The organism is Ammoniphilus soli (assembly GCF_040813775.1).
On record NZ_JBEGDL010000025.1, the window covers coordinates 55,177 to 75,976 of the forward strand.

Consider the following 20,800-nt stretch of genomic DNA (forward strand, 5'->3'; position numbering starts at 1 on the left):
AAACGCTGCAAACCATAAATGTAAAGGTTGCAGCGTTTTTTTGTTAGAGCAGGAACCTCATTCCTCTCATAGTAAATAACACACAACAACTCAATAACCATAAATGTTGTTTTTTTGTTGACATGAACATTATCCTAATGTTAGGATAAATTTATCCTAATGTTAGGATAAATAATATCAGGAAATATAATCTTAGGATATGTAATCTTAGGATATATAATATTTCATAAAAACAAAGGAGGGATACAAATGGAGATTAAAATCATTAAACCGCAGGACCAAGCAAAAGGAGAATTTGATGGAGGAAAAATAAAAGAACAAAAACCCATTGGTTTTTCTGGCGAGGGTTCCCTCATTAATCGTCTCGGTCCTTTATTTTACTGGGCATGGGCACAATCCGAAGGAGAAGGTGGTATTGGCTTTCACCCTCATCAGGGTTTTGAGATATTAAGCTATAACATTAAGGGTAAAGGTCACCACCAAGATACTCTTGGTACTAATAGCGAAGTAGGTACTGGTGGTGTTCAAGTGATGCAAACTGGCTCAGGTGTATACCATGCCGAATCTCTTCTTGAGCCGTCAGAAATGTTTCAAATTTGGTTCGAGCCGTATTTAAATGAAGCCATAAAGCGCCCACCAACTTACTCAATATACGCGCATGAAGATTTTCCAATCACTTCCGAAAATGGTGTAATGGTTAAGACGATATTAGGTGAACATTCACCGATCAATATCGTTACAGATGCCAAAATGTTTGATGTTCAAATAGCAGATGGTGCAATCTATAAGTATGCTCTTTCACCTAATCGGACACTAGCCGGTTTAGCTATTAGAGGTGACGGTGGTGAGATTGAGGAACTGGAAGTTTCATTTGAGAATAAAGATTTCGTTATTATTCAGTCAGAGAAAGTTGAAACCATTACAATTCAGTCTAAAGGTGAAGAACTTCGGATGATGCTAATAGAGATTCCAACACAAGTTGATTATCCGTTGTATCGAAAGCCAAGATAACATTTATAGATAATTCATCCCTTGGAAGAAGGTCGATTTTATGTATCAAGGAGATAAACAAAGCCAACTTGATTTAAGACTATTTCGTGTTTGGATGAAAGCTTCCAAAGCTCTTTTAGATAATATTCGTAAGGATATTGACCGTTATGAAATTAATCCTGAGCATTTTATGATTCTTGAACTTCTATATAGCAAAGGACCACATCCTGTACAAAAAATTAGTGAAACTCTTTCTATTCCAAGTGGAAGTATCACTTACGTTGTAGATAAATTGGAAAAAAGGGGTTTTGTAGAAAGACAACCAAGTCCAACGGACCGAAGAGCATCAAATGTAGTTCTTACTGAGAAAGGTGAAGCACTATTTGATGAGATTTTTCCAAAACACGTTGAAACAATCTCCAAAAATCTCTCGTTTATCAGCAACGAAGAAAAAGAACAGTTAATTGATTTATTAAAAAGAATTGGATTAGGTGCGCAAAATTTACAATAACAAATACAACATAAGAGGAGAAATACTGATATGGGTTATTCGTATTATTCAAGGATTACTTGTGGTTGGTTTTATCGCTTTTGGTATGATGAAGTTGACAGGAAATGCAATGCAAATTCAAACATTTAAAAGCCTTGGTTATTCATTAGGAATGATGCGTTTTGTAGGTGCCTGTGAAGTATTAGGAGCAATCGGACTTTTATTGGGGTTACTTGCTTCTGGAGGACTCGTATTACTCATGGCTGGCGCTGCGTTTTCACATTTAAAGGCTGGTCAAGGAATAGGATTAGCTATGCCTGCCGTAATCTTTCTTATTTTAAGTTTGTTTGTTTTTACTGGAAAACGAACAGGTAAGCAGTTAGATATCTAATTGTTTTTTGACCAAAATAACAACATCGTTGGAGATGTTCAAGCCTTCCTGAATGCTGTTGCACATAAACGTGTAGTTACCGATGATGAATGAGTTAAAAAAGGGATGCAATAAGAAAAATGCCTGACCTACTGGTCGGGCATTTTTTAATGGTTTTATTCCACAAAACTCCCTCTACTTGAATAAGGATTCTCGAAAAAGGGTAACAGTTTCTTGATTTGGTTAGCCTTGTTTGAGAGGTTATATTCACCAGAGGATAGTATAATTAAAAAAAGATAAAACCGATTCAAGGAAGGTCGGTAGTACGTTTTCATCGAAACGCTTTTTACTAGGTTTTATAGTAACCTTTGCGCTGCTGACATGGTGGACATTCCAATGGATTCCTTATGATTATCCTTCTTACCCTGTTTGGGTAGTCTGGTACATGTTTGTATTTGGGCATTATTTCAACGGCAGGTGGATTTCTACTTTGGAATCGCGGATTACAAATGCTGAACGCCTCAAACGGGGGGGCTGTTTTTCTTCTTTCAACCCGTGGTTGGTACATTACTTGGATAGCTTATTCTAGAAGAGAACATAGGCGTAACGTTTTGGATTGGCTCCATCTTAATTCTCATTGGCGTTTTATTGGTTATTAAAGAGAAAAAATAGTATTCAAAACCCCTTCAATTATAGGCTGAAGGGGTTTTGTTTATATAAACGAAGTCATTGGAAGTAAATGAATGTGGCGGGAATTGCGATTAGTTGTGCAACTAACGGGATTCGATAGTACAGGGACGGGATCGGCATCCGTCCCTACTTCGTTGCTGCGGTAACGGGCCAGAAAAGCTTAATAAAAGGTATTTGAAAATACCCCCAAAACTGAATAGGGTGCTGTTTGTAGAGGCGTATGGGATAAAAAAGGTTGCAACAGTGTCTTCGGATATTTTCATTTCATGATTTTCATAGTGACCCACTTTCCTAATATTGAGATGGCTATATAAATAGGAAATGAAAAAACGTGTTTCCAAGCAAGAAATTTGGAAATCTCTATCCATAGAAACAGTGGTTCCATAATAAAAGCCAAAATAAATGCCAATGCAATATTAGCCCAAAAGAATGACCTCCATGTGAGGAAGCGCTGATAAACAAGCATATAGAAGATAGGTAATATTATTAAATCTGCGGGAATCAAGGGAATAGAAAGTGGCAGTAATTTGTGCGGATAAGACCACAAATTTAAATTCCAACCTAAAACGTCTAAAAAGGTAGCAAGAAAAGCAGTGCAAAATCCATACAGCAATATTTCTGGCTTCCTCGTTTTATCAAGGATTTTCCACCAAATAGCTGATGGGAAAATACTGAATCCAAGAAGTATCCACCATCTCCAAGTAAATAAATCATGATGAAGCCAATAATCAAGAGTTACCTCAGACAAACGTATTTCGAGTTTTAACATTTCTACTTGATTCATTGCTTTGATTACTGCTCCTATTTTTGTTTTCCATATATTACCCTTACAGGAATTGTTATATCCATTTGTACAATATTTACGTTCCAGATGCGAATCCTAAATGATGAAATTTGGGTTTTTATACGGGGATCGATAGCGGTGGAAGGGTATCCCGGAGCCAAGGTGAAGGAAGTAACCGCACCACGCGCACTTCTCTATTGGTCGCCCAAACAAATGATAGATAAGCTCAATCCTATCATACAAGGATGGAAGAATTACTACGGCAGCGTAGACCCAGGCATGTCAAACAAATTCCTGTCAAAAGTGGATTGGCACATTATTCGGAGACTGACAGTGTACTGGAACAAGAAGTACAAGCGAAACCATTTGCATCCGAGAAAGGTAGCAGAGGAATTCGGACGTATGGGACTGAAACGAGTTAGCGCTTGGGGTAGCTATACTGCACAAGGTGAAGAGCATCGGAAAGCCGTATGCGGGAAAACCGCTCGTACGTTTTGATGAGGGAGGACTAGGAAACCAATCCCCTACTCTACAGGGTTACCTAGTTGAGTAACATTTGGTGATATGGGGGATATTAACAGAAAGTAATCTTCGTGTTGAAATAAAGAGGAGTTGGCTTTAAGTGTCTAATGAGACAATTTTGATACTGGCTTTTGTTCTTGCATGGGTGTCTGTATGTTTCTTAAAGAAACAAGTAGTTAAGCGATATATGCCTGTTGCCTTGTTTGCTGCAATGTTAGTAACAATCGTGTTTGAAGTCGCGTATACCTACCAATGGTGGAAGATTAATACTGTAATTCTCAACTGGGATAGGATCACCAACGTGTGGTTTGTCTTTGGTCCCTTTCTCATAGGGACTATCTGGATTTTTTACTTCACTTTTAAACGTTTCTGGTTATTCATGTTGACTAATGTTACCATCGAGGGACTGCACATGGTTTTGATTGACCCTTGGGTACAATCAAGAGGAATCTATGAGTTGATTACCATCAGTAGGTTGCAGGTGTTTTTATTGATGGTATCTATAGCTTTTGTTATATACTTATACCAATTATGGCAAGAAGAATTATTAAAAAAACCTATAAACGAGGGTGATGAGAAGAAATTTAATATTACTTTACCGATTTTAAAACGCAAACAGAAAGTCGAATAAACCTTTCTTTTTGTGTCACCATATTTGAGTTTCAGGAAATGATTGTGGAGGAGTGTTTACAAGGTAAAAGAAGGTGTCCTAACATTTGGGGGGATTTTTTTCATAGTTCTCTACGCAATGGAATTGTTATGAACAGAGTAAGACAATGCAAACTAACGGAGATCTATAGTTCCACTTTGAGGGCTGTTTCCACAGTCCTTTTTTGTTCAGCTAAACGGGCAGTAATACTAAATAAGGGGATAAAGAATCTTTTGTTTGTCTCGCTATCGAGAAGGAATGTTCAATAACCATTAAACTAATCCTTTGTTTACTTAGGGCTTTGTTGGAAAATAATACATCTAAAGGATTAATGGGGTGTTGGTTAAAGTGCTTGATAACGAGAAGATTTCTTCATTCCAATTTTTGTTATTAGTAACAATGTTTATTATAGGTACTTCTATTTTACTTGCACCCTCTCTTCTTACAAAGGAAGCAAAACAAGATGCTTGGATATCCGGTATTATTGGAACAATTGTAGGTTTATTAGTGGTGTGGTTATACAATACATTAGGAAAAAAGTTTCACGATATGACTTTAATTGATTATAGCCAGATAGTTTTTGGAAAATGGATAGGTAAACTCATATCTCTTTTATTTTTAACTGTCCCTTTTACCCTTGCAGCACTGATTCTTAGGAATATTGGTGATTTCCTAACCACTCAAATCTTTCAAGAAACACCAATAGAAGTAGTTCATATAATTTTTATGTGTCTTGTTGTCATGGGGACACTGCTTGGAATTGAAACTATAGCACGTTCGGCAGAAATACTATTTCCTTGGTTCCTTTTACTTTTTATATTTTTTATAATGTTTATTTCTCCTGAAATACAATTTAAAAATATTCAACCAACTTTTGAGAATGGAATAAAACCAATTTTAAAAGCTGCGATTCCGTTTATTGGTTTTCCTTTTTTAGAAATGGTGATTTTATTGATGATTTTTCCTTATGTTAATCGGAAAGAAGAAGCTGAAAAAGCGTTTTTGATGGGAACATTTGTAGGAGGTAGCATCATAATCGTTCTAACATTACTTTCTATTTTAGTTCTTGGAACTGATTCGACAACAAGACATCTATACCCCACATATGAATTAGCAAAAAAAATCAATATAGCCGATTTTTTGCAACGCATCGAAGCGATTGTAGCTGGAATGTGGTTTATTACGATTTTTTTTAAACTTACGATATGTTTTTATTCAGTCGCTTTAGGTACTGCACAATTATTAAATCTAAAAGGTTTTAAACCGCTAACTTTTCCTTTAGGAATAATTCTGGTTATATACTCTCTCCATATCTCACCAAATATCGTATTTAACATGACAGTTATCCCAAAAGTGTGGACACCTTACATAATCATATTTGGTCTTGCTTTTCCTCTGCTGTTGTTAGGATTATCCAAACTTAGAAAAAAGCGTGATATAGGGATTGGCTAACGGGAATCGATAACATGATATAAGGATGATTCTAAGTATTCTTGCTTTGTTTTTCCGCTAAGGGAGTAAGTTTTTTTCAACTTGATACAAAAAACTTTAAAAACAAAGTTGACCTTTGCCAATGCCTCAAAAATGTAAAACAATGTTGAGGAGAAGTTCATCAAGCCACTACCTTACAATTGCGGTGGCTTTTATTGAGAACGGGATAGGCATCCATCACCTGTTTTTTGGTGCGAAAAACGGGCGGGATTGTGTTACACGGAGGGAAAACTCGAAACGATCACAATGAATAAAACGTCTAAACTATTGGAGGTGTGAAAATGTATTTAGAATCTGAAGTGTACGGAATGTTGAATTGGGGATTTGCAATAGTGATGGGAATAGAACTTATTACTCTAATTATTCTTTGGTTTGAATTCAAATTCAACAAAGAAGCATTCCGCTGGTTTATTGCACATATTTTTTTCTTTGTTTTTGCGGGTTACAAGCTCTTGGAGGCAATCAACACTAATGAACATAACAATCCTATGGGTTCGGAAATTGCATCATTAAGTATTGGATCATCGGGTATTTTATGGGCGATCAGCGTTGCTTGTTTATTAATTGGTCTTTCGCTTCTTCTCTCAAATTACAACTCAAAGGTTAAAAATGATTTGAATTGACACAAAATGAAATGACTTTGTTTAGCTAAACGGAGATCGATAGCACGATGCACGGAAACTCCGGCATCCTTTTTCGTTGCTACAGTAACGGGAGAATAGTGCAACAACGTAATGAGTTGATGAACATCATAATATTCGTTATTCTGAATAAAACGAACCATTTATAAAAAGTGGGTGATTCTGAAGTGACTACTATCCTCAATACATTCGTACAGGTGGCGCCGGATTGTCCGGTAACAAGCAGTGTGGTACCGACTCATAAAAAGGACGCAAAGCCGACCGTACACGTTCTCCAATATGAGCTGCTTTCACATAATCCTTACCGTTTTACTCATGAAGACCTCATTTACGAGGTGCACATCCGGCATAAAGAGATTCCAGCCGAGCAGATAGAGGAGAATGCGTCCGGAATAAGGGCAAAACTGTTTCAGAAAAGTCATCCGTGCATGCGTGCATCGATGCTGACGAAAAAATACGGTTGGGGCGTGCACTACGATCCAGAAGGTAAGCTAGCGCTCTATGGTATGGAGACGGAGGAATACCGCCGATTCGTACTAAGCGGCGAAAGTGGGCTTAAACTCGTTTTCGCGATGCGCAACAGACGAGCGTGATCGTTAAAAGTTTAAGGAGTGCTTGTCGGCATTCCTTTTTGTGTTATAAGTAGAATCATTTGAGATCGGCCCAACTCGCCAGACTCATTTTCAAGAGCTTTCCGAAGTATGCACGGTGTAACTCCTTCGGAAGCCAGATATAAAGGTCAAACCTTAAAAATCTATCCACGAATGAGCTTTCAATTATCTATTAAAGGGGGAAATGAAATGAACTATCGCATTAAAGAAAAAGAGGCATTTCGTATTGTAGGAATCAAGAAAAGAGTACCTATTATTTTCAATGGGGTTAACCCGGAAATTGCTTCAATGTGGAATAGCTTAGATTTTGATATGATCAATAACCTTAAGAAGCTTTCGAATGTTGAACCATTAGGGTTGCTTAGTGCATCTACGAATTTTTCTGAATGTAGAATGGAGGAAAAAGGGGAGCTTGATCATTATATTGGAGTGGCAACTACTGAGGAATGTCCAGACAATTTGATACAACTTGAAGTACCCAAATCAACATGGGCAGTCTTCGAAGCAGTCGGACCATTTCCTGATACACTTCAAAATATCTGGGGTCGCATCTATTCTGAATGGTTTCCGTCCTCAAACTATGAACAAACTGAAGGACCAGAAATCTTGTGGAACGAGCATAAAGATGTGACTGCACCAAATTTTAGAAGCGAAATATGGATACCGGTCCTGAAGAAATAATCAATACTTCAAGTTAGTTATTGTTGAACGAAACATTCCTGTAATGAAGAACTTTGAACATAAAAAAGCCTCTTGGTATCATAAGATATTCCGCTCCCTCGGGGATGATAGCGTGATATAAGGACGCTTCGGCATCCCTTTTCCGTTGCTGCGGTAACGTGCAGGATAGATTAAAAAAGCATCTTCTCCAATAGTGGGAAAGATGCCCCGTATACATTTTAATCCTTTGCTAGTTCAACTCTATCGTCAGCTTGAGGAGTTTGTTCCATCCACCCATGACTAATCATGATATTTGCCCCATCTTCTGCGTATTGTTGAGTTTCTGTAATCACTCGTTGATATTGTGTTATCAAATCCCTTCTCATACATACCGCCATTCCTGCACCATAGAAACCTATTGCTGCATTAACCAATACTATCGAATGAAACATCATTAACTTATCTGAAAATGGAGGGACAGTCGAATTTGTGACTTCTGAATCCCAGTGCTTAGGTGATGGCAAATCACTTTCATGTAGTATTGAACTGAAAACATTTATATGTTTGTAAGTCATTTCTTGCCCTCTTACCATATACTTACGAACTTCTTTAGATTTGGCTACTTGGCTAAATCCAATTTGCAAAGCTCTACTCGCAATGTCCTTTTTAAGATTGAAGAAAATGTTACTGATTTCGATAGCATTCAAAGGTCTGCGCCCTTGAAACCAACCACTTAAAAAACTTTGTTTGTGAACAAAATCAGCTTTTTTTGGTGTCGAAATATATGGTGGTCTTGAATATATACCTTTAGACAACAAAACACTCATTGTTTTATTGTAGAGTTCCGTTGATTGGGCATTGCATTGAGTATAAAAGTCGCGAATGTCTGAACGAGATGAGGTCGTCAAAGATACTGAGTAGCCAGCTAAGCCATGAATAGTCATTTCAAGCATATAGAACAACCAATATGTATCTGAAAATAATCTTGGGGCAGATAGGTCTACATCTTCGTCGGTGAAACCATAAGGAATGGGAAAGTGTTCTTCATTGAAGATTCCTGTAAGTGTTTTAACATGACTTTGGGACAACTCTAAGGCATATTCAAAAACAGGCTTAATTTCACTATCTTCAACCTTCTCAAGCACATATTTAATGACACAAATTGCCATAGTGTCATTCATGTAATTAGTCCAAAGGTTGGCTATTTCTGTGGAAGTCAATCTGATACTATGCTGTGTTTCCACGTTATTCCCTCCAGATAAAAAGTCCAAGTAATTTAAGTATCCCAAACGACTTACATAATATGTAAAATAAAAATGCTCACCACTTGGACTTGGCGAGCATTCATGGAAACCAAACACAATATTCGTTTGACATGAATAGTTTTCTTCAGACCCGGATTTTTATTCATTATATTTCAGATGTTAATAACCAAAATAAAACCTGATAAAAGAAAACTTTGATTAAATTTATTAGCCCTGCGGAGTAACCCGTAGGGCTGTTGCAGGAAGATTTTTTCTGCTAACGGGGATCAATAGTTGAGGAGCCGATTTCATTGTGGCTCCTTTTTTCGTTGTTCAGCTAAAGGGGGAGGTTTGTTAAATAAGATATTATTTAGTATAATCAGCAATACGCTAATAGAAATAGGGGGATTATTATGCCATTATCAAATATAAATCTATACAATTTGAAGCCATTTTCAACATCACCGCCACCACCGTTTACTCCAGCTGTTGGGTCAGCACTGAACAAGCTTATATTAAAAACAGATTAAGAATCTGCGAAATATAAGCTGTTTCGCAGATTCGAAGGAGTAAACGATGAAATCTGAAATTCAGTTTATATTATCAATGATCATTTTCGGTACAATGGTTTAGTTGTTAGATACATTGATTTAACTTCGAGTGAAATAGCTTTACTAAGCAGTTTAATTGGATGTCTATTTTTAATGTTCGTGTTTTTTATGATGAAGAAAACCATTCCATGGAAATTAGTAAAAGCTAATGCTTCCATCTTATTTCTTTCTAGTATTGCCTTGGGTGGAAATTGGATCTTTCTTTATCAATCGTACGATCATACAACAGTCACTAACGCAACACTAGCGTATTACTTTGCACCTGTGTTTGTCATGATTCTCTCACCATTTGTCCTTAGGGAACAATTATCTATTAAAAAAATTGTTTGTATTGGTGTAGCGATAATAGGTATGTTATTGATTGTTGAAAATGGCATAAGTACATCTGGAAAAGAAGATCTACTTGGGATCTTTTTTGGGTTAGTTGCAGCTGCATTTTATGCTGCATTAATGTTACTAAATAAATTTATTCACCACATGGGCAGGTTAGAGATTACAATCACACAACTTGGAACAACAACATTACTTCTTTCGCCATATGTGTTTTTTACAGAAGGATTCGGTATCTTTGAAGTATCTAGATCATCCATTCCTTTTATAATAATCTTAGGGATTGTAAACACAGGTATTGGATTTTGGTTATTTTTCTCAGGTATGCAAAAATTAAAAGGACAGAGTATTGCTATGCTAAGTTATGTAGATCCATTTGTAGCTATACTTATTTCTGCATTTATCCTGCAAGAACAAATGACATTTGTTCAAATGCTTGGTGGTGCATTGCTTTTAGGCTCAACATTTGTTAGTGAAAATAATGATGGTAGTCTAAATAATAGACACAGATTTTAGAGATCGGATAGGAATAGGGTTCCTGTAGTAGTGGAAGAGGACGTAGCTCCGTAGTGAACCTGACCGAAGGGAAGGTGAGCTAGGAGAAGCCGTAGGCGGCCGCGGCTTTGCCTCATCTATTCCATCCATTATAATTAAATTGATTCTAAAATCGAGGTGTCTAACATGAGAAAGCAAAAGCACGACGAAGACTACAAACGCCAGACCGTCGAATACATCCTTGAGCAGAGGAAATCCGTAGCCCAGGTAGCCCGAGAATTAGATATTTCTGCAAATACCCTTCATGGTTGGATGAAGAAATATAAACCTAAAACCAATCCAGTTGCTTTAGGAGATGGAACCCAGCCTTTAGATGATCGGGACATTCGGGAATTACAAAAACAAATTCGTGATCTGCAGGAGGAGAACGCCATCCTAAAAAAGGCGATGCACATCTTCGCAAAAGACCGGAAGTGAAATATTCTTTCATCCATGAACACCGCTTCGAGTTCCATGTCGAGAAGATGTGTGAGGTGTTTGATGTTTCGAGAAGCGGTTATTATGCCTGGCTTGATCGTCCTCTTAGTGAGCGTAAAAAACGAAAAGAGCGCCTGTCCATACGCATCAAGCAGATCTTTTTAGAATCCCGACAGCTCTATGGCAGCCCTAAAATTACAAAAGTCCTGCAATCTGAGGGGGAAAAGGTCTCCCAAAAAACCGTAGATCGAATCATGAGAGAGCTGGGACTTCGTTCCCGTACCGTAAAGAAGTATAAAGCAACGACGAATTCCAATCATTCTTTACCTGTTCAAGAAAATAAGCTCAATCAACAATTTACAGCAGAGGCCCCCAATCAGGTCTGGATGGCCGACATCACTTACGTTCCAACAGATGAAGGATGGCTTTATCTAGCGAGTATCATGGATCTTTACCAGCGAGAGATTGTAGGCTGGTATGCTGACAAGCAGATGACTAAAGAATTGGTTCTTAAAGCATTAGATCGTGCTTATACGCGAAAACAGCCAAAAGAAAAAGTCCTTCACCATTCCGATCGAGGCAGTCAATATGCATCGAAAGATTACCAGGACCGTCTTAAAGAGTACAAGATGGAAGGAAGTATGAGCCGTAAGGGTAACTGCTACGACAACGCCTGTATTGAGTCTTTTCATAGCATCATCAAAAAAGAGCTCATCTATCTTGAGAAATTTAAGACTTGCGAGGAGGCAAGGAAGCGAATTTATGAGTATATAGAATTTTTTTACAATCGAAAAAGAATTCACTCCTCTATAGGGTACTTCTCACCTGTTCAATACGAACGTATGCACTATAACTCTACTAAAAATGCAGCCTAAAACCTCTACTTTCTGTATCTATTCTATTGACCTAATACCAGGAGGACTGGGAAACCAGTCCCCTACTCTACGTGGTGTAGAACAATCGATGAATTTTAACACTTAATTGCGTATGAATATTCATTGTTTTGATGCTCATTTCTGTCCAAAAAAGCCTATAAATAAATTTATACTCTGAAATTTTTGGGCGTTAAGCTTTATTTAAGGGGTAGGATAGAACTGATTAAACTACAATTCCGCGTATAAATTATACGAGGTAATTATTACGCATCTTTACAAACCACCACAAAAGATACAAGGGATATTCCGGTAATTTGATTTTGAGAATGAACTTGGGGATTTAAATAAAAATATATTTTTCGTATTATGAATTCAGGTACAAAGAAAACCCCAAAAACGAGGTTTTTGGTTACTGGTAGAGGTCTGTGTCTATAATATATTCGTTATGAATTGAGAATACTTATTTAAACAAGGTACGGGAGCCGACTCCTGAAATTCAATCGCTAACCGTTAAAGCCCATAAAATTAAAACTTAAGTTGTTCTTAGGAAAATTTTAACATATAATGGTATAGGACTTCGGTTATTGGCCTAAGTCTATAGAGGAAGGGTCTAAATGGATAAGACAACAGAACAAAAGGAGCTTGCAAAGTTAATCGGGAAGTTATTACGTGATAACTTTGGTAGAGGGCCAGAGTTTATATACGTAAGCATTGCAGATCATTATCTCGTTGTTTATTTAAAAAATTTTATGTCTCCTATGGAACGAATCTTAATGGATACGGGTAAAGAGGATATTGTTATAAAAACCCGTGATACTTTAATTCAAACTGTGTATCCTGAGATTAAAGCATATATCAATATGGTAACCGGACTAGAGGTAGAGGAATTTTATTATGATTGGGGTTTACAAAATCAGTCTGGCTGTTTATTTTGTAAATGTTCAAATTCAGTCAGTAATCTGCAATCCATTGAATTAGATTATCAAGGAAAGCAACAATTACATGATGAAATTATTAACTTAAGTAAAAAAGTTCAAAAAGCCCCACATGAAATAAGCTCGTTTCTTCTAGATTCAAGATACTTGATTATCACCAGAGAAGGAATTCTGGTTGCTATTGAAAAAGAATTTATTCGTTTAGGCCTCCTTGAACAACTTCGAATAGCAAAAAGTAACGTAGAAAAGAAATATTTACATAATAATAGTCATTTAGAATCTATACTTAAAAACCCAATCATTGATTGTTTTATAGGTTTCAACTTTCACAAAGATAAAATTCATTTTGTTTTTGTATTAAATCCCGCTACCATGAGGCGAAAATGAACTAGGCATGGAACTAGACATAAGCCCAAAAAAGAGCAATATGTGCTCTTTTTTGGGCTTTTTATTTTTTGAAAATAATGAGTACATAAAGTAGTCTATTGTTTTAATATTGTTTTTTTAAAAATTATTTACCATAAATACTATTTGGAGGGATATTAGTGAATCGCCTTACACCATACCATATTAATCGTATTTTTGATTTAATGAGGATGGATTCCAATAATTTTACCGATTTAATCAGTAAAGAACTTCGTCAACAGATAATTCTAGACTACGACTTAACGGAATCCCAAATCGATGCCATGGAGAAAAGTTTCCTTGAAGCATTTAGGAATATTTATAGTTCATATTGTTAAATTAAAAGGTCATCTCGTGTATTATCGTGGGATGACCTTTTGGATTTATTTATTAAACACTTTACGATGTATCGGTTACTTCATAGAGTGTACTTCTCAATTAATTCATGCAATAATTTTTCAACTTCTTTTAGCTGTTTGACCATTTCTTTACTCGAAATATTCTCTCTACTTACTTTATATCCTATGTCGTTTATTTTTCCAACCAGAATAGACAATTGGTGCATTATTTCAAATTTATTTTTCATGCTACCCTCCTTTTTCTTCATTTGGAATAAAAATATTATAAATATTATAAATCATATCAAATTACTATCCATTTACACAATATACAATATACCGTTTTTTATAAAAAAATCACTTTATCGACATAGAAAATACCGCGTATAAATCCGCTGTATGTGATAATTATACGTGGCACGGTATCGTTAACAATTGAAGTAGTTTTATGCAGAAAATATACAGTTTAAAATGATACAATTGGAATTTGGTTATTTAAGTAACGGGGATCGTTAGCGGGGAACGGGATCAGCGGATGCTGCGGTAACGGGAGGATAATTGAATAAAGGAGTAATTTTATTTAATGGAGGTGTACATTGATAATGCAACTATTTGAAATAAAGTATGAAATATTTGAAGATGATGTTGCAGAATTTAGGAATATCAATGTATCAACCTTTGATGCAGACTATGGACAGATTTATGGTCTTTTAACTATAGTTCTTGGTGGATATGAGTTTATTCCTTATCCTCCCGAAGATTTACCCCTGTCTGCAAAAAGAGTTTTTTCTGAACTTATACTTAGACACTTTGAACTTCTAATAGATGTTTTAAGTACAATTAAGACAAATGATTATGTTGCTTTGAAATACATTGAGAATCCTTTTACTTGGTTAGAAATTAAAGTTCAAAAAGATTCATTAGAAGTAACTGAATTGGAATTTGATGAATACGAATCATTGGATAGTTTGATTATTACTGATAAATCCTATTTTTATGGTGCTAGGTATGGTTCATTTAAACAAGTCATTATTCCTCATTCTGAATTTGAGATGGAAATTAGGAAGAAAGTCAAAGCGTTTATACGCGAAATTAACAGCATTAATCCTAACTTGTTAAAATCAAAGTATTTTACACACCTCTTGAATTTTAAATAAAACATTATTCAGCTAACGGGGTTCGAGAGCTGGACAACACTATCCGTTCCCTTTTGTTTTGCTCCGTTTAATTATTTACAATTTCAACTACCGGGAAGTCGCTCCCTCGGACAACGTGCCGAGAGAGCCTTAGTATCGGATCGGCGGCTTACCGTTTTCCGGATACGTTCTTGCCGCCTTGCTTCGAAGGTTCGTTATCGGCCATCTTTTCGCCGAATTGATCTAGGCGGGATGGGCTTGCAGCCGGCCCGTCGTTCTTCGGATGATTGTTGCGTCCTGTCATTCCTGCTTCACCTCCTAGGGCTAGTGTCTCAAAAATCCTCGACAATCATCCTACGCTAGAATAATTTTCATAAATTACAAAGACAAAGCGTGATTACCCTCTTTACAGAATCGTAGTAAACTAACCAATACCGTCTAATTGTGTGTTGGTTAAGCTAGATCAGTAAAGGTCAAAAGAAGATTAAAAGGAGTAGATCCGAAGCTTCTATTACAATTTTGTTATTGTGTTAACGGGTTTCGATTGCAGAGGAGTGCTGTCATAGCTGCTCCTCTTCTTGATACTGAACGAAATCACATGGAAAGATGTTCAATCCCTTATCTTTCAGTAGTTAGACATACTAACCTTAAAAGGAATTTGAAAGGGAGTGTGGATTATGGATGCAGTAAAGGAATCTTGGTTCGGTAATATAAAAGGAGATATTCTTGCTGGAATCGTTGTCGCGCTTGCCCTCATCCCAGAAGCTATTGCGTTTTCGATTATTGCCGGAGTAGATCCTATGGTGGGGCTTTATGCCTCGTTTCTTATATCAGTTATTATTTCTTTCGTAGGAGGTCGTCCGGGGATGATTTCGGCGGCTACAGGGGCTATGGCGTTACTGATGATTACCCTTGTTGCAGACCACGGGGTTGAATACCTATTTGCTGCCACTATTTTAACCGGGGTGATTCAGATTCTATTTGGTGTGCTCCGACTATCACGCTACATGAAGTTTATCCCTCGCTCTGTGATGGTGGGTTTTGTTAACTCGTTAGCAATTCTTATCTTTCTAGCTCAAATCCCGCACTTTTATGGTGAGGCATGGATCATGTATGTCATGGTGGCAGTTACGCTAGCCATCATTTACTTATTTCCTTATCTAACCAAAGCAGTCCCTTCCACCTTAGTGGCAATTTTCGCGGTAACAGCTTTTGCTATGGTTAGTAACACAGGGGTAAGAACGGTTGGAGATATGGGGGAAATTTCCAAATCCTTACCATCCTTTCTCATTCCGAATGTGCCATTTAATTTAGATACCTTGATGATTATCCTTCCCTATTCTTTAGCCTTAGCCATGGTTGGGCTTCTTGAATCCCTACTTACGGCAACGATTGTCGATGACATGACGGACACAGGAAGCGATAAAAACAGGGAAAGCCGAGGGCAAGGGATTGCCAATATCGTTACGGGGTTCTTTGGGGGTATGGCAGGATGCGCGATGATTGGGCAATCAGTGATCAACGTAAAATCCGGAGGTCAAGGACGCCTTTCTTCCCTCGTCGCTGGGGTTTTTCTCATGTTCCTCATTGTCATTTTAGGGGATATCGTAATACAAATACCGATGGCAGCGTTAGCAGGCGTCATGATCATGGTATCCATCAGTACCTTCGACTGGAACTCGATAAAGACGTTGCACCTTCTCCCTAGAACCGATGCCGTTGTGATGATCGTCACTGTCATCACGGTTGTATTCACTCATAATTTAGCTATTGGTGTATTTGCAGGGATCATATTAAGCGCAATCTTCTTTGTGTCAAAAATATCCAAGGTAGAGATTAACAGCGTCTTAGAATACAATAGACGAATATACCGTATTACAGGGGAACTATTCTTTGCTTCTGTCACCGATTTATTAGCGTCTTTTAACTATAAGGAGAACGTGGATGAAGTGGAGATCAATCTAAGCCGGTCTCACTTATGGGATGATTCCGCCGTTGCTGCGATAGATAAGATCGTTTATAAATTTGAAGAGAATGGGATCAAGGTCAATGTGACAGGGTTAAATGAAGATAGTTCGGAGCTTGTCGGTAAATTAGCCAATAAATTGGGAAGCCACTAACGAAGAATGGGGGTTTATCCATGTACAAGAAAATTCTTTTAGCAACAGACGGTTCAGAACACTCGATCCTTGCAGCGGAGAATGCGATTGAGCTTGCGAAATGCAACCCGGATGCCAAAGTTGAAGTTGTATTTGTAGTCGATGGGGATACCGCGAAATCAGAGCTTAAGGAACTGGAACACTGCCGGGGTAGCGGATACGAGGAGAGAAAAAATCAGAGCAGCAGAAGAAAAAGCAAAAAACGCGGGGATTGATTATGAAATCAAGATTCTTCGAGGCGAACCCGGACCGACGATTGTGAAGTATGCAAATGAAAACGGTTTTGATATAGTCGTTATCGGTAGCCGGGGGTTAAATGCCCTACAGGAATTTGTAATCGGCAGTGTTAGTCATAAAGTGGCAAAAAGAGCAAATTGCCCTGTTTTAATTGTAAAATAAGATCGAACAACTTTTAGAATATTCAGTTAAAAGTATTTGGAATCACCCTCCACGAAGTGTATAATAGTGGTAAGCGTTTTCATTATTGTGACCGATTGGTGGGATGATTGTGATTTTTGAATCTCAATACCGTAGGAAAGCCCTTGAGTCATGGGAGAGCGACAAAGAAGAAACCAAAAAGGAATTAAAAGAAATTCTGGAGAAGAATCGTCATCTCAAATACCATCCGATTAAGTACGTCATAGCTTTGTTTACTGCCCTTTTTGTTCAACAATGAGTAACATACTATTATTAAGCATAGGGAGTCGAAATGGATAGAACCCCATTTCGGCTCCCTTTTGAATAAGAAAAAACAAATGTGAATTATACATTAACATTTCCAAGTTGGCTATAGGGGTATATTGGGGTGAAAGCATTAACATTAGAAGATAAATAGTATTTACTTGTATATGCATAGGGTTTTGGACTATTTCATTCGCCTTCTTGTTAACTCTCCAAAAAAACATGTTATTGAAGGGACGGGGATCGATAGTTCAGCAAAGGGGGGATATTTTGCCTAGATGATTTTAAAAGATTTTTCTGTTGTAGTCGGGATATTCAAAATTCATTTACCCGACCACGTAAGGTCTACTTTTTTAATTGCACAAGATTTTAACAGAGGAATTGGGTGTAGATAGCAATCGTGAAGCTGTAAAAAAACTACGATTGGCTTTAAAAAGTCTATATGAAGATGTATATAAAAAAGTAAAAATCGACTACGAAAGTAGTTGGGTATTTATAAGCGCACTAAACCACAAAAATGGAAGGTTGGTGATGTTTTTTCTATTCCATTGAGTGATGGTACTTTTTCTTTCGGTCAAGTTTTATGGGCAGAATACAGGTCTTCTCCAAATTGTGCGCTCTTTGATTGTAGGAGTAAAGAAATTCTTCCCATTGAAAAAATCATAGCGATTTTTGCGACTGCTTTTTTTCGTGGGCAAGTTTCACGGCTGATACGTATGGAGTAAGCTATCATAAGTACAGCCTAAAGGAGGAGCACGGATGACTCAGGAGTACCAAAACTATATTGATAAGGTGCTATCTCATTGGCAACCTAAGCCCCTAGAGGGAGCGAAAAAGATGATACAAAAGTATGGATTGCCCCAAGAAGCCACAGCTAGTCGGCTCATTTGGTATAACAATGGACCTTGGAAAAGAACTATTGTTTACAGAGACCCTGTGCCCCATAATTTCCCCACACCACACATTGATTTTTTAGAGCAAGTAATTAACTACAGGGTACCGGTCGGATTATTTGACGAAATCGCTATGTTTGACGGTAGTGTGTATCCAGACAGGACAAAAGGTGAAGTTTCAGCAAAATGCGATAAAGAGCCGATGAACTTTTTATCACTAAACTTACTCAATGATATTGTAACTAGAAGAAGGGATGTAGCCAATGCTAGAATGTTCTATGCGCAGACCGCTGCAAATTTTATGAAACATAATATTACATCCCCTTACACAGAAGGACTTCTGTTCACTCCTCCATCTAACACGGGAGACCCTGATGTGCCTTATTTTTATTAAAGAGCTTTGGTTTTTCCTTAACTGACTTCTTTGTAAGTGATATATAGATTATTCAAGTTTATTTAACGGGAATCAATAATGGAGGAGTAGCTGTCATTCTTTTTGTTACTGAACTATAGGGCTTTAATAGCCTGTATTAGTTCAGAAGATATATCACAGGGACGAATTTATGGAAGTATTTATCAACTATACTGCATAAAAAAAGCCACAGAAGCATCTGTGGCTTTTTTATAAATGTGGCTAGTGATTATAGAACAAGTGGAGTATAACCATCCTGAACGTATTTCACAAAGCTAGGATGTCCGTTAAACTCCCCAACCAATGGTACATTAGTGCTTTTAATGTCATCCTCTACACCAAATGTATTCGCACAGTACTCACAAGCTCCAGAAATGATTCTGAGTTTTTGTACGTAATTGTAGACGGTGTGATATTTATTATCGGGTTTTTCGTCGACATTATAATACTCTTCTTGCTGTTACGTAATGCTTGTCCCACCAACCGGACCTGAAATTATTAATCGTTACACCTGGGTCACCATAGGTGTGTAAGACTTTACCATTACCAATGTAAATTCCAACGTGTCCAATTCGCTTGATGGATTTAGATGAATATTTCGTTGTTTTGGAAGTGGAGAAAAATACTAAATCTCCTGGCTTCAAATTTTTACGGCTCACGTATTTGCCAACTTTGGATTGATTTCTTGCTCCAAAAGGTAATTTCACCCCATATTTGCCAAATACGTACTTCGTAAATCCTTGGCAATCAAATCCTTCTTTCGGTCTATCCCCACCAAAATCGTAGTCGACACCTAAGTATCTTTTTCCTAATGCGATGATCTTTTGCGCTTTGGTAGAAGTGGCTGTAATACCTGCTGTGTTATTGTTAGAAAGCGTTTCTGCACCTGCAAAAGTAGCACCAGAACCAAAAATTCCAATTCCTAAAGCCAGTGTTAAAACAGAAATCATTTTTTTCATTATGTTGTTACCTCCTTAGGGGATAGTTTCGATGGCAAATACCAAAATGTTTGTCTCTAACGTTATCCTTCTGTCGTATAACAACACAGCAACAAGGTGTAGCGAATGTATAACTATTAAAACACAGGCAAAAACGGCACGTAAACCTTTTTATCCAGTCCAAAAGCTTCCATGTAAAAAAGGTAATGAATACATATGATCCAAAACATTGATATCATAGGTTTTGTTTGCATTTCTATTGGATAACTATATCTCTATATCCATAAATTAGAGTCCTATTTCTGAGGAAAATATTCCCTATTTTTAGATCGGTAGTGATGACAGAGGAATGAAAGCACGACGTTATTAACGGGGATCGATAGCGGGGGAACGGGATCAGTATCCGTCCCCTGTTGCATTGCTGCGGACGGGCAGAATAGCGTAATAATTGCTACTCTTGTATAATTTAACAAGTAAATTAAAGGATGTGTCGATTTCCTGTATGAATAAGATAAAACCATTTCTTGCAATAATTTTTTTTGTTTTAATTACTGGGTGTGGAACAAATGATGATGTACCTTTTATTTTCTTATACGAGTTGAATTCAATTGAGGAAGAACATCAGGAAAGGGTAAATGACTGGCTTCATGGAGTAAAGAATTCAAACGAAGCAAAAATTCATAGCTACGGAATTGAAGATGGATTTGAATACTTATTTGCAAAAGGATACAAAGATATTTCGGTATCATTTATTTATGAAGACAAGAAGGGTGAAAAAAAGGGGTATCTGAAAACGGATTTTATAAAGGGTGAAGTTTCAGATACAGTTTTTCTTAAAGTGAAATACAATCCATTACTCTGTTGCGATACTATAATTATTGATAGTGATTAAGGATTAGGATTGATTTTAGTTGTTAAGCTATCCTGAAAATAACCCGCACTGCAGTTTGTTTTTTGGCAATACCAAATTAGA

General features: G+C 37.1%; 21 protein-coding genes and 4 pseudogenes. 20 read left to right on the forward strand and 5 right to left on the reverse strand.

Translation table 11 applies throughout. The features are described 5' to 3' along the window. Positions 1 to 249: 249 nt before the first annotated feature. From ABLT31_RS28860 to ABLT31_RS28875, 4 genes and pseudogenes are all read left to right on the forward strand, one after another. Complete coding sequence (locus tag ABLT31_RS28860; RefSeq protein WP_367758199.1) at positions 250 to 1,011, forward strand: pirin family protein; 762 nt, start codon at positions 250 to 252, stop codon at positions 1,009 to 1,011. Positions 1,012 to 1,051: 40 nt separating this feature from the next. Further along, positions 1,052 to 1,501 (forward strand): MarR family winged helix-turn-helix transcriptional regulator, encoded by a 450-nt coding sequence (locus tag ABLT31_RS28865; RefSeq protein ID WP_367758200.1) that lies wholly within the window; start codon positions 1,052 to 1,054, stop codon positions 1,499 to 1,501. Then, positions 1,482 to 1,871, forward strand: a complete 390-nt coding sequence (locus ABLT31_RS28870; RefSeq protein ID WP_367758201.1) for a DoxX family protein — start codon at positions 1,482 to 1,484, stop codon at positions 1,869 to 1,871. The genes ABLT31_RS28865 and ABLT31_RS28870 overlap by 20 nt, the downstream gene beginning before the upstream one ends. Positions 1,872 to 2,290: 419 nt before the next feature. After that, a pseudogene (locus ABLT31_RS28875) lies at positions 2,291 to 2,522 on the forward strand (EamA family transporter); the annotation flags it as partial. A 277-nt stretch (positions 2,523 to 2,799) separates the two neighbouring features. Here the strand turns inward: ABLT31_RS28875 and ABLT31_RS28880 are convergent. After that, complete coding sequence (locus ABLT31_RS28880; protein ID WP_367758202.1) at positions 2,800 to 3,324, reverse strand: CBO0543 family protein; 525 nt, start codon at positions 3,322 to 3,324, stop codon at positions 2,800 to 2,802. A gap of 87 nt (positions 3,325 to 3,411) precedes the next feature. On the opposite strand from ABLT31_RS28880, the gene ABLT31_RS28885 reads away from it, so the two are divergent. From ABLT31_RS28885 to ABLT31_RS28910, 6 genes and pseudogenes are all read left to right on the forward strand, one after another. Then, the gene (locus tag ABLT31_RS28885) at positions 3,412 to 3,822 is read left to right on the forward strand and encodes a group II intron maturase-specific domain-containing protein (RefSeq protein WP_367758203.1); all 411 of its coding nucleotides are present in this window, start codon (positions 3,412 to 3,414) and stop codon (positions 3,820 to 3,822) included. Between the two features lie 124 nt (positions 3,823 to 3,946). Further along, complete coding sequence (locus tag ABLT31_RS28890; RefSeq protein ID WP_367758204.1) at positions 3,947 to 4,477, forward strand: hypothetical protein; 531 nt, start codon at positions 3,947 to 3,949, stop codon at positions 4,475 to 4,477. 354 nt (positions 4,478 to 4,831) lie between these two features. Then, positions 4,832 to 5,947, forward strand: a complete 1,116-nt coding sequence (locus ABLT31_RS28895; protein WP_367758205.1) for a GerAB/ArcD/ProY family transporter — start codon at positions 4,832 to 4,834, stop codon at positions 5,945 to 5,947. Positions 5,948 to 6,267: 320 nt separating this feature from the next. Continuing rightward, positions 6,268 to 6,609: a hypothetical protein gene (locus ABLT31_RS28900; protein WP_367758206.1), complete on the forward strand. Its 342-nt coding sequence runs from the start codon at positions 6,268 to 6,270 to the stop codon at positions 6,607 to 6,609. A gap of 185 nt (positions 6,610 to 6,794) precedes the next feature. After that, positions 6,795 to 7,220 carry a DUF6157 family protein gene (locus ABLT31_RS28905; protein ID WP_367758207.1) on the forward strand — a complete coding sequence of 142 codons (426 nt, stop codon included), beginning with the start codon at positions 6,795 to 6,797 and terminating at the stop codon, positions 7,218 to 7,220. A 72-nt stretch (positions 7,221 to 7,292) separates the two neighbouring features. Continuing rightward, a pseudogene (locus tag ABLT31_RS28910) lies at positions 7,293 to 7,919 on the forward strand (GyrI-like domain-containing protein); the annotation flags it as partial. A gap of 218 nt (positions 7,920 to 8,137) precedes the next feature. On the opposite strand, the gene ABLT31_RS28915 reads toward ABLT31_RS28910, so the two are convergent. Continuing rightward, complete coding sequence (locus ABLT31_RS28915; protein ID WP_367758208.1) at positions 8,138 to 9,142, reverse strand: DUF3231 family protein; 1,005 nt, start codon at positions 9,140 to 9,142, stop codon at positions 8,138 to 8,140. A 576-nt stretch (positions 9,143 to 9,718) separates the two neighbouring features. Between ABLT31_RS28915 and ABLT31_RS28920 the strand changes: the two are divergent. From ABLT31_RS28920 to ABLT31_RS28930, 3 genes and pseudogenes are all read left to right on the forward strand, one after another. Then, positions 9,719 to 10,599 (forward strand): annotated as a pseudogene (locus ABLT31_RS28920) (DMT family transporter). 165 nt (positions 10,600 to 10,764) lie between these two features. Beyond that, a protein-coding gene (locus ABLT31_RS28925) for an IS3 family transposase (RefSeq protein WP_367758209.1) occupies positions 10,765 to 11,930 on the forward strand; the annotation gives its coding sequence in 2 pieces (ribosomal slippage) (positions 10,765 to 11,023 and positions 11,023 to 11,930; 1,167 coding nt in all). Between the two features lie 614 nt (positions 11,931 to 12,544). Then, entirely contained in the window at positions 12,545 to 13,252 is a 708-nt protein-coding gene (locus ABLT31_RS28930; protein WP_367758210.1) for a Na-translocating system protein MpsC family protein, read from the forward strand. Positions 13,253 to 13,688: 436 nt separating this feature from the next. Here the strand turns inward: ABLT31_RS28930 and ABLT31_RS28935 are convergent, their stop codons facing one another. Beyond that, a complete protein-coding gene (locus tag ABLT31_RS28935) occupies positions 13,689 to 13,856 on the reverse strand; it encodes a hypothetical protein (protein ID WP_367758211.1) in 168 nt (55 codons plus the stop codon). A 354-nt stretch (positions 13,857 to 14,210) separates the two neighbouring features. On the opposite strand from ABLT31_RS28935, the gene ABLT31_RS28940 reads away from it, so the two are divergent. Beyond that, entirely contained in the window at positions 14,211 to 14,765 is a 555-nt protein-coding gene (locus tag ABLT31_RS28940) for a hypothetical protein (RefSeq protein ID WP_367758212.1), read from the forward strand. A gap of 148 nt (positions 14,766 to 14,913) precedes the next feature. Here ABLT31_RS28940 and ABLT31_RS28945 read toward each other — a convergent pair whose 3' ends face one another. Further along, positions 14,914 to 15,048 carry a hypothetical protein gene (locus ABLT31_RS28945; protein WP_367758213.1) on the reverse strand — a complete coding sequence of 45 codons (135 nt, stop codon included), beginning with the start codon at positions 15,046 to 15,048 and terminating at the stop codon, positions 14,914 to 14,916. Between the two features lie 373 nt (positions 15,049 to 15,421). Here ABLT31_RS28945 and ABLT31_RS28950 point away from each other — a divergent pair, with 373 nt between their 5' ends. The 5 genes and pseudogenes from ABLT31_RS28950 (at position 15,422) to ABLT31_RS28970 (ending at position 18,871) form a co-directional block, all read left to right on the forward strand. After that, positions 15,422 to 16,864, forward strand: coding sequence for a SulP family inorganic anion transporter (locus ABLT31_RS28950; protein WP_367758214.1), 1,443 nt, complete (start codon positions 15,422 to 15,424; stop codon positions 16,862 to 16,864). A gap of 20 nt (positions 16,865 to 16,884) precedes the next feature. Then, positions 16,885 to 17,302 (forward strand): annotated as a pseudogene (locus ABLT31_RS28955) (universal stress protein). A gap of 109 nt (positions 17,303 to 17,411) precedes the next feature. Then, positions 17,412 to 17,579 (forward strand): hypothetical protein, encoded by a 168-nt coding sequence (locus ABLT31_RS28960; RefSeq protein ID WP_367758215.1) that lies wholly within the window; start codon positions 17,412 to 17,414, stop codon positions 17,577 to 17,579. A gap of 490 nt (positions 17,580 to 18,069) precedes the next feature. After that, entirely contained in the window at positions 18,070 to 18,309 is a 240-nt protein-coding gene (locus ABLT31_RS28965) for an Imm26 family immunity protein (protein WP_367758216.1), read from the forward strand. 34 nt (positions 18,310 to 18,343) lie between these two features. Beyond that, positions 18,344 to 18,871 carry a hypothetical protein gene (locus ABLT31_RS28970; protein WP_367758218.1) on the forward strand — a complete coding sequence of 176 codons (528 nt, stop codon included), beginning with the start codon at positions 18,344 to 18,346 and terminating at the stop codon, positions 18,869 to 18,871. A 458-nt stretch (positions 18,872 to 19,329) separates the two neighbouring features. Here the strand turns inward: ABLT31_RS28970 and ABLT31_RS28975 are convergent, their stop codons facing one another. Continuing rightward, entirely contained in the window at positions 19,330 to 19,848 is a 519-nt protein-coding gene (locus ABLT31_RS28975) for a C40 family peptidase (protein ID WP_367758220.1), read from the reverse strand. Positions 19,849 to 20,329: 481 nt separating this feature from the next. Between ABLT31_RS28975 and ABLT31_RS28980 the strand changes: the two genes are divergently transcribed. Next, a complete protein-coding gene (locus ABLT31_RS28980) occupies positions 20,330 to 20,719 on the forward strand; it encodes a hypothetical protein (RefSeq protein WP_367758222.1) in 390 nt (129 codons plus the stop codon). Positions 20,720 to 20,800 lie beyond the last annotated feature (81 nt).

Bases quoted from the DNA above. Each gene is read 5' to 3' on its own strand.
- ABLT31_RS28860 (WP_367758199.1), top strand. From the start codon at position 250: ATGGAGATTAAAATCATTAAACCGCAGGACCAAGCAAAAGGAGAATTT.
- ABLT31_RS28865 (WP_367758200.1), top strand. From the start codon at position 1,052: ATGTATCAAGGAGATAAACAAAGCCAACTTGATTTAAGACTATTTCGT.
- ABLT31_RS28880 (WP_367758202.1), bottom strand. From the start codon at position 3,324: ATGAATCAAGTAGAAATGTTAAAACTCGAAATACGTTTGTCTGAGGTA.
- ABLT31_RS28885 (WP_367758203.1), top strand. From the start codon at position 3,412: ATGCGAATCCTAAATGATGAAATTTGGGTTTTTATACGGGGATCGATA.
- ABLT31_RS28900 (WP_367758206.1), top strand. From the start codon at position 6,268: ATGTATTTAGAATCTGAAGTGTACGGAATGTTGAATTGGGGATTTGCA.
- ABLT31_RS28930 (WP_367758210.1), top strand. From the start codon at position 12,545: ATGGATAAGACAACAGAACAAAAGGAGCTTGCAAAGTTAATCGGGAAG.
- ABLT31_RS28935 (WP_367758211.1), bottom strand. From the start codon at position 13,856: ATGAAAAATAAATTTGAAATAATGCACCAATTGTCTATTCTGGTTGGA.
- ABLT31_RS28940 (WP_367758212.1), top strand. From the start codon at position 14,211: ATGCAACTATTTGAAATAAAGTATGAAATATTTGAAGATGATGTTGCA.
- ABLT31_RS28945 (WP_367758213.1), bottom strand. From the start codon at position 15,048: ATGACAGGACGCAACAATCATCCGAAGAACGACGGGCCGGCTGCAAGC.
- ABLT31_RS28950 (WP_367758214.1), top strand. From the start codon at position 15,422: ATGGATGCAGTAAAGGAATCTTGGTTCGGTAATATAAAAGGAGATATT.
- ABLT31_RS28970 (WP_367758218.1), top strand. From the start codon at position 18,344: ATGACTCAGGAGTACCAAAACTATATTGATAAGGTGCTATCTCATTGG.
- ABLT31_RS28975 (WP_367758220.1), bottom strand. From the start codon at position 19,848: ATGAAAAAAATGATTTCTGTTTTAACACTGGCTTTAGGAATTGGAATT.
- ABLT31_RS28980 (WP_367758222.1), top strand. From the start codon at position 20,330: ATGAATAAGATAAAACCATTTCTTGCAATAATTTTTTTTGTTTTAATT.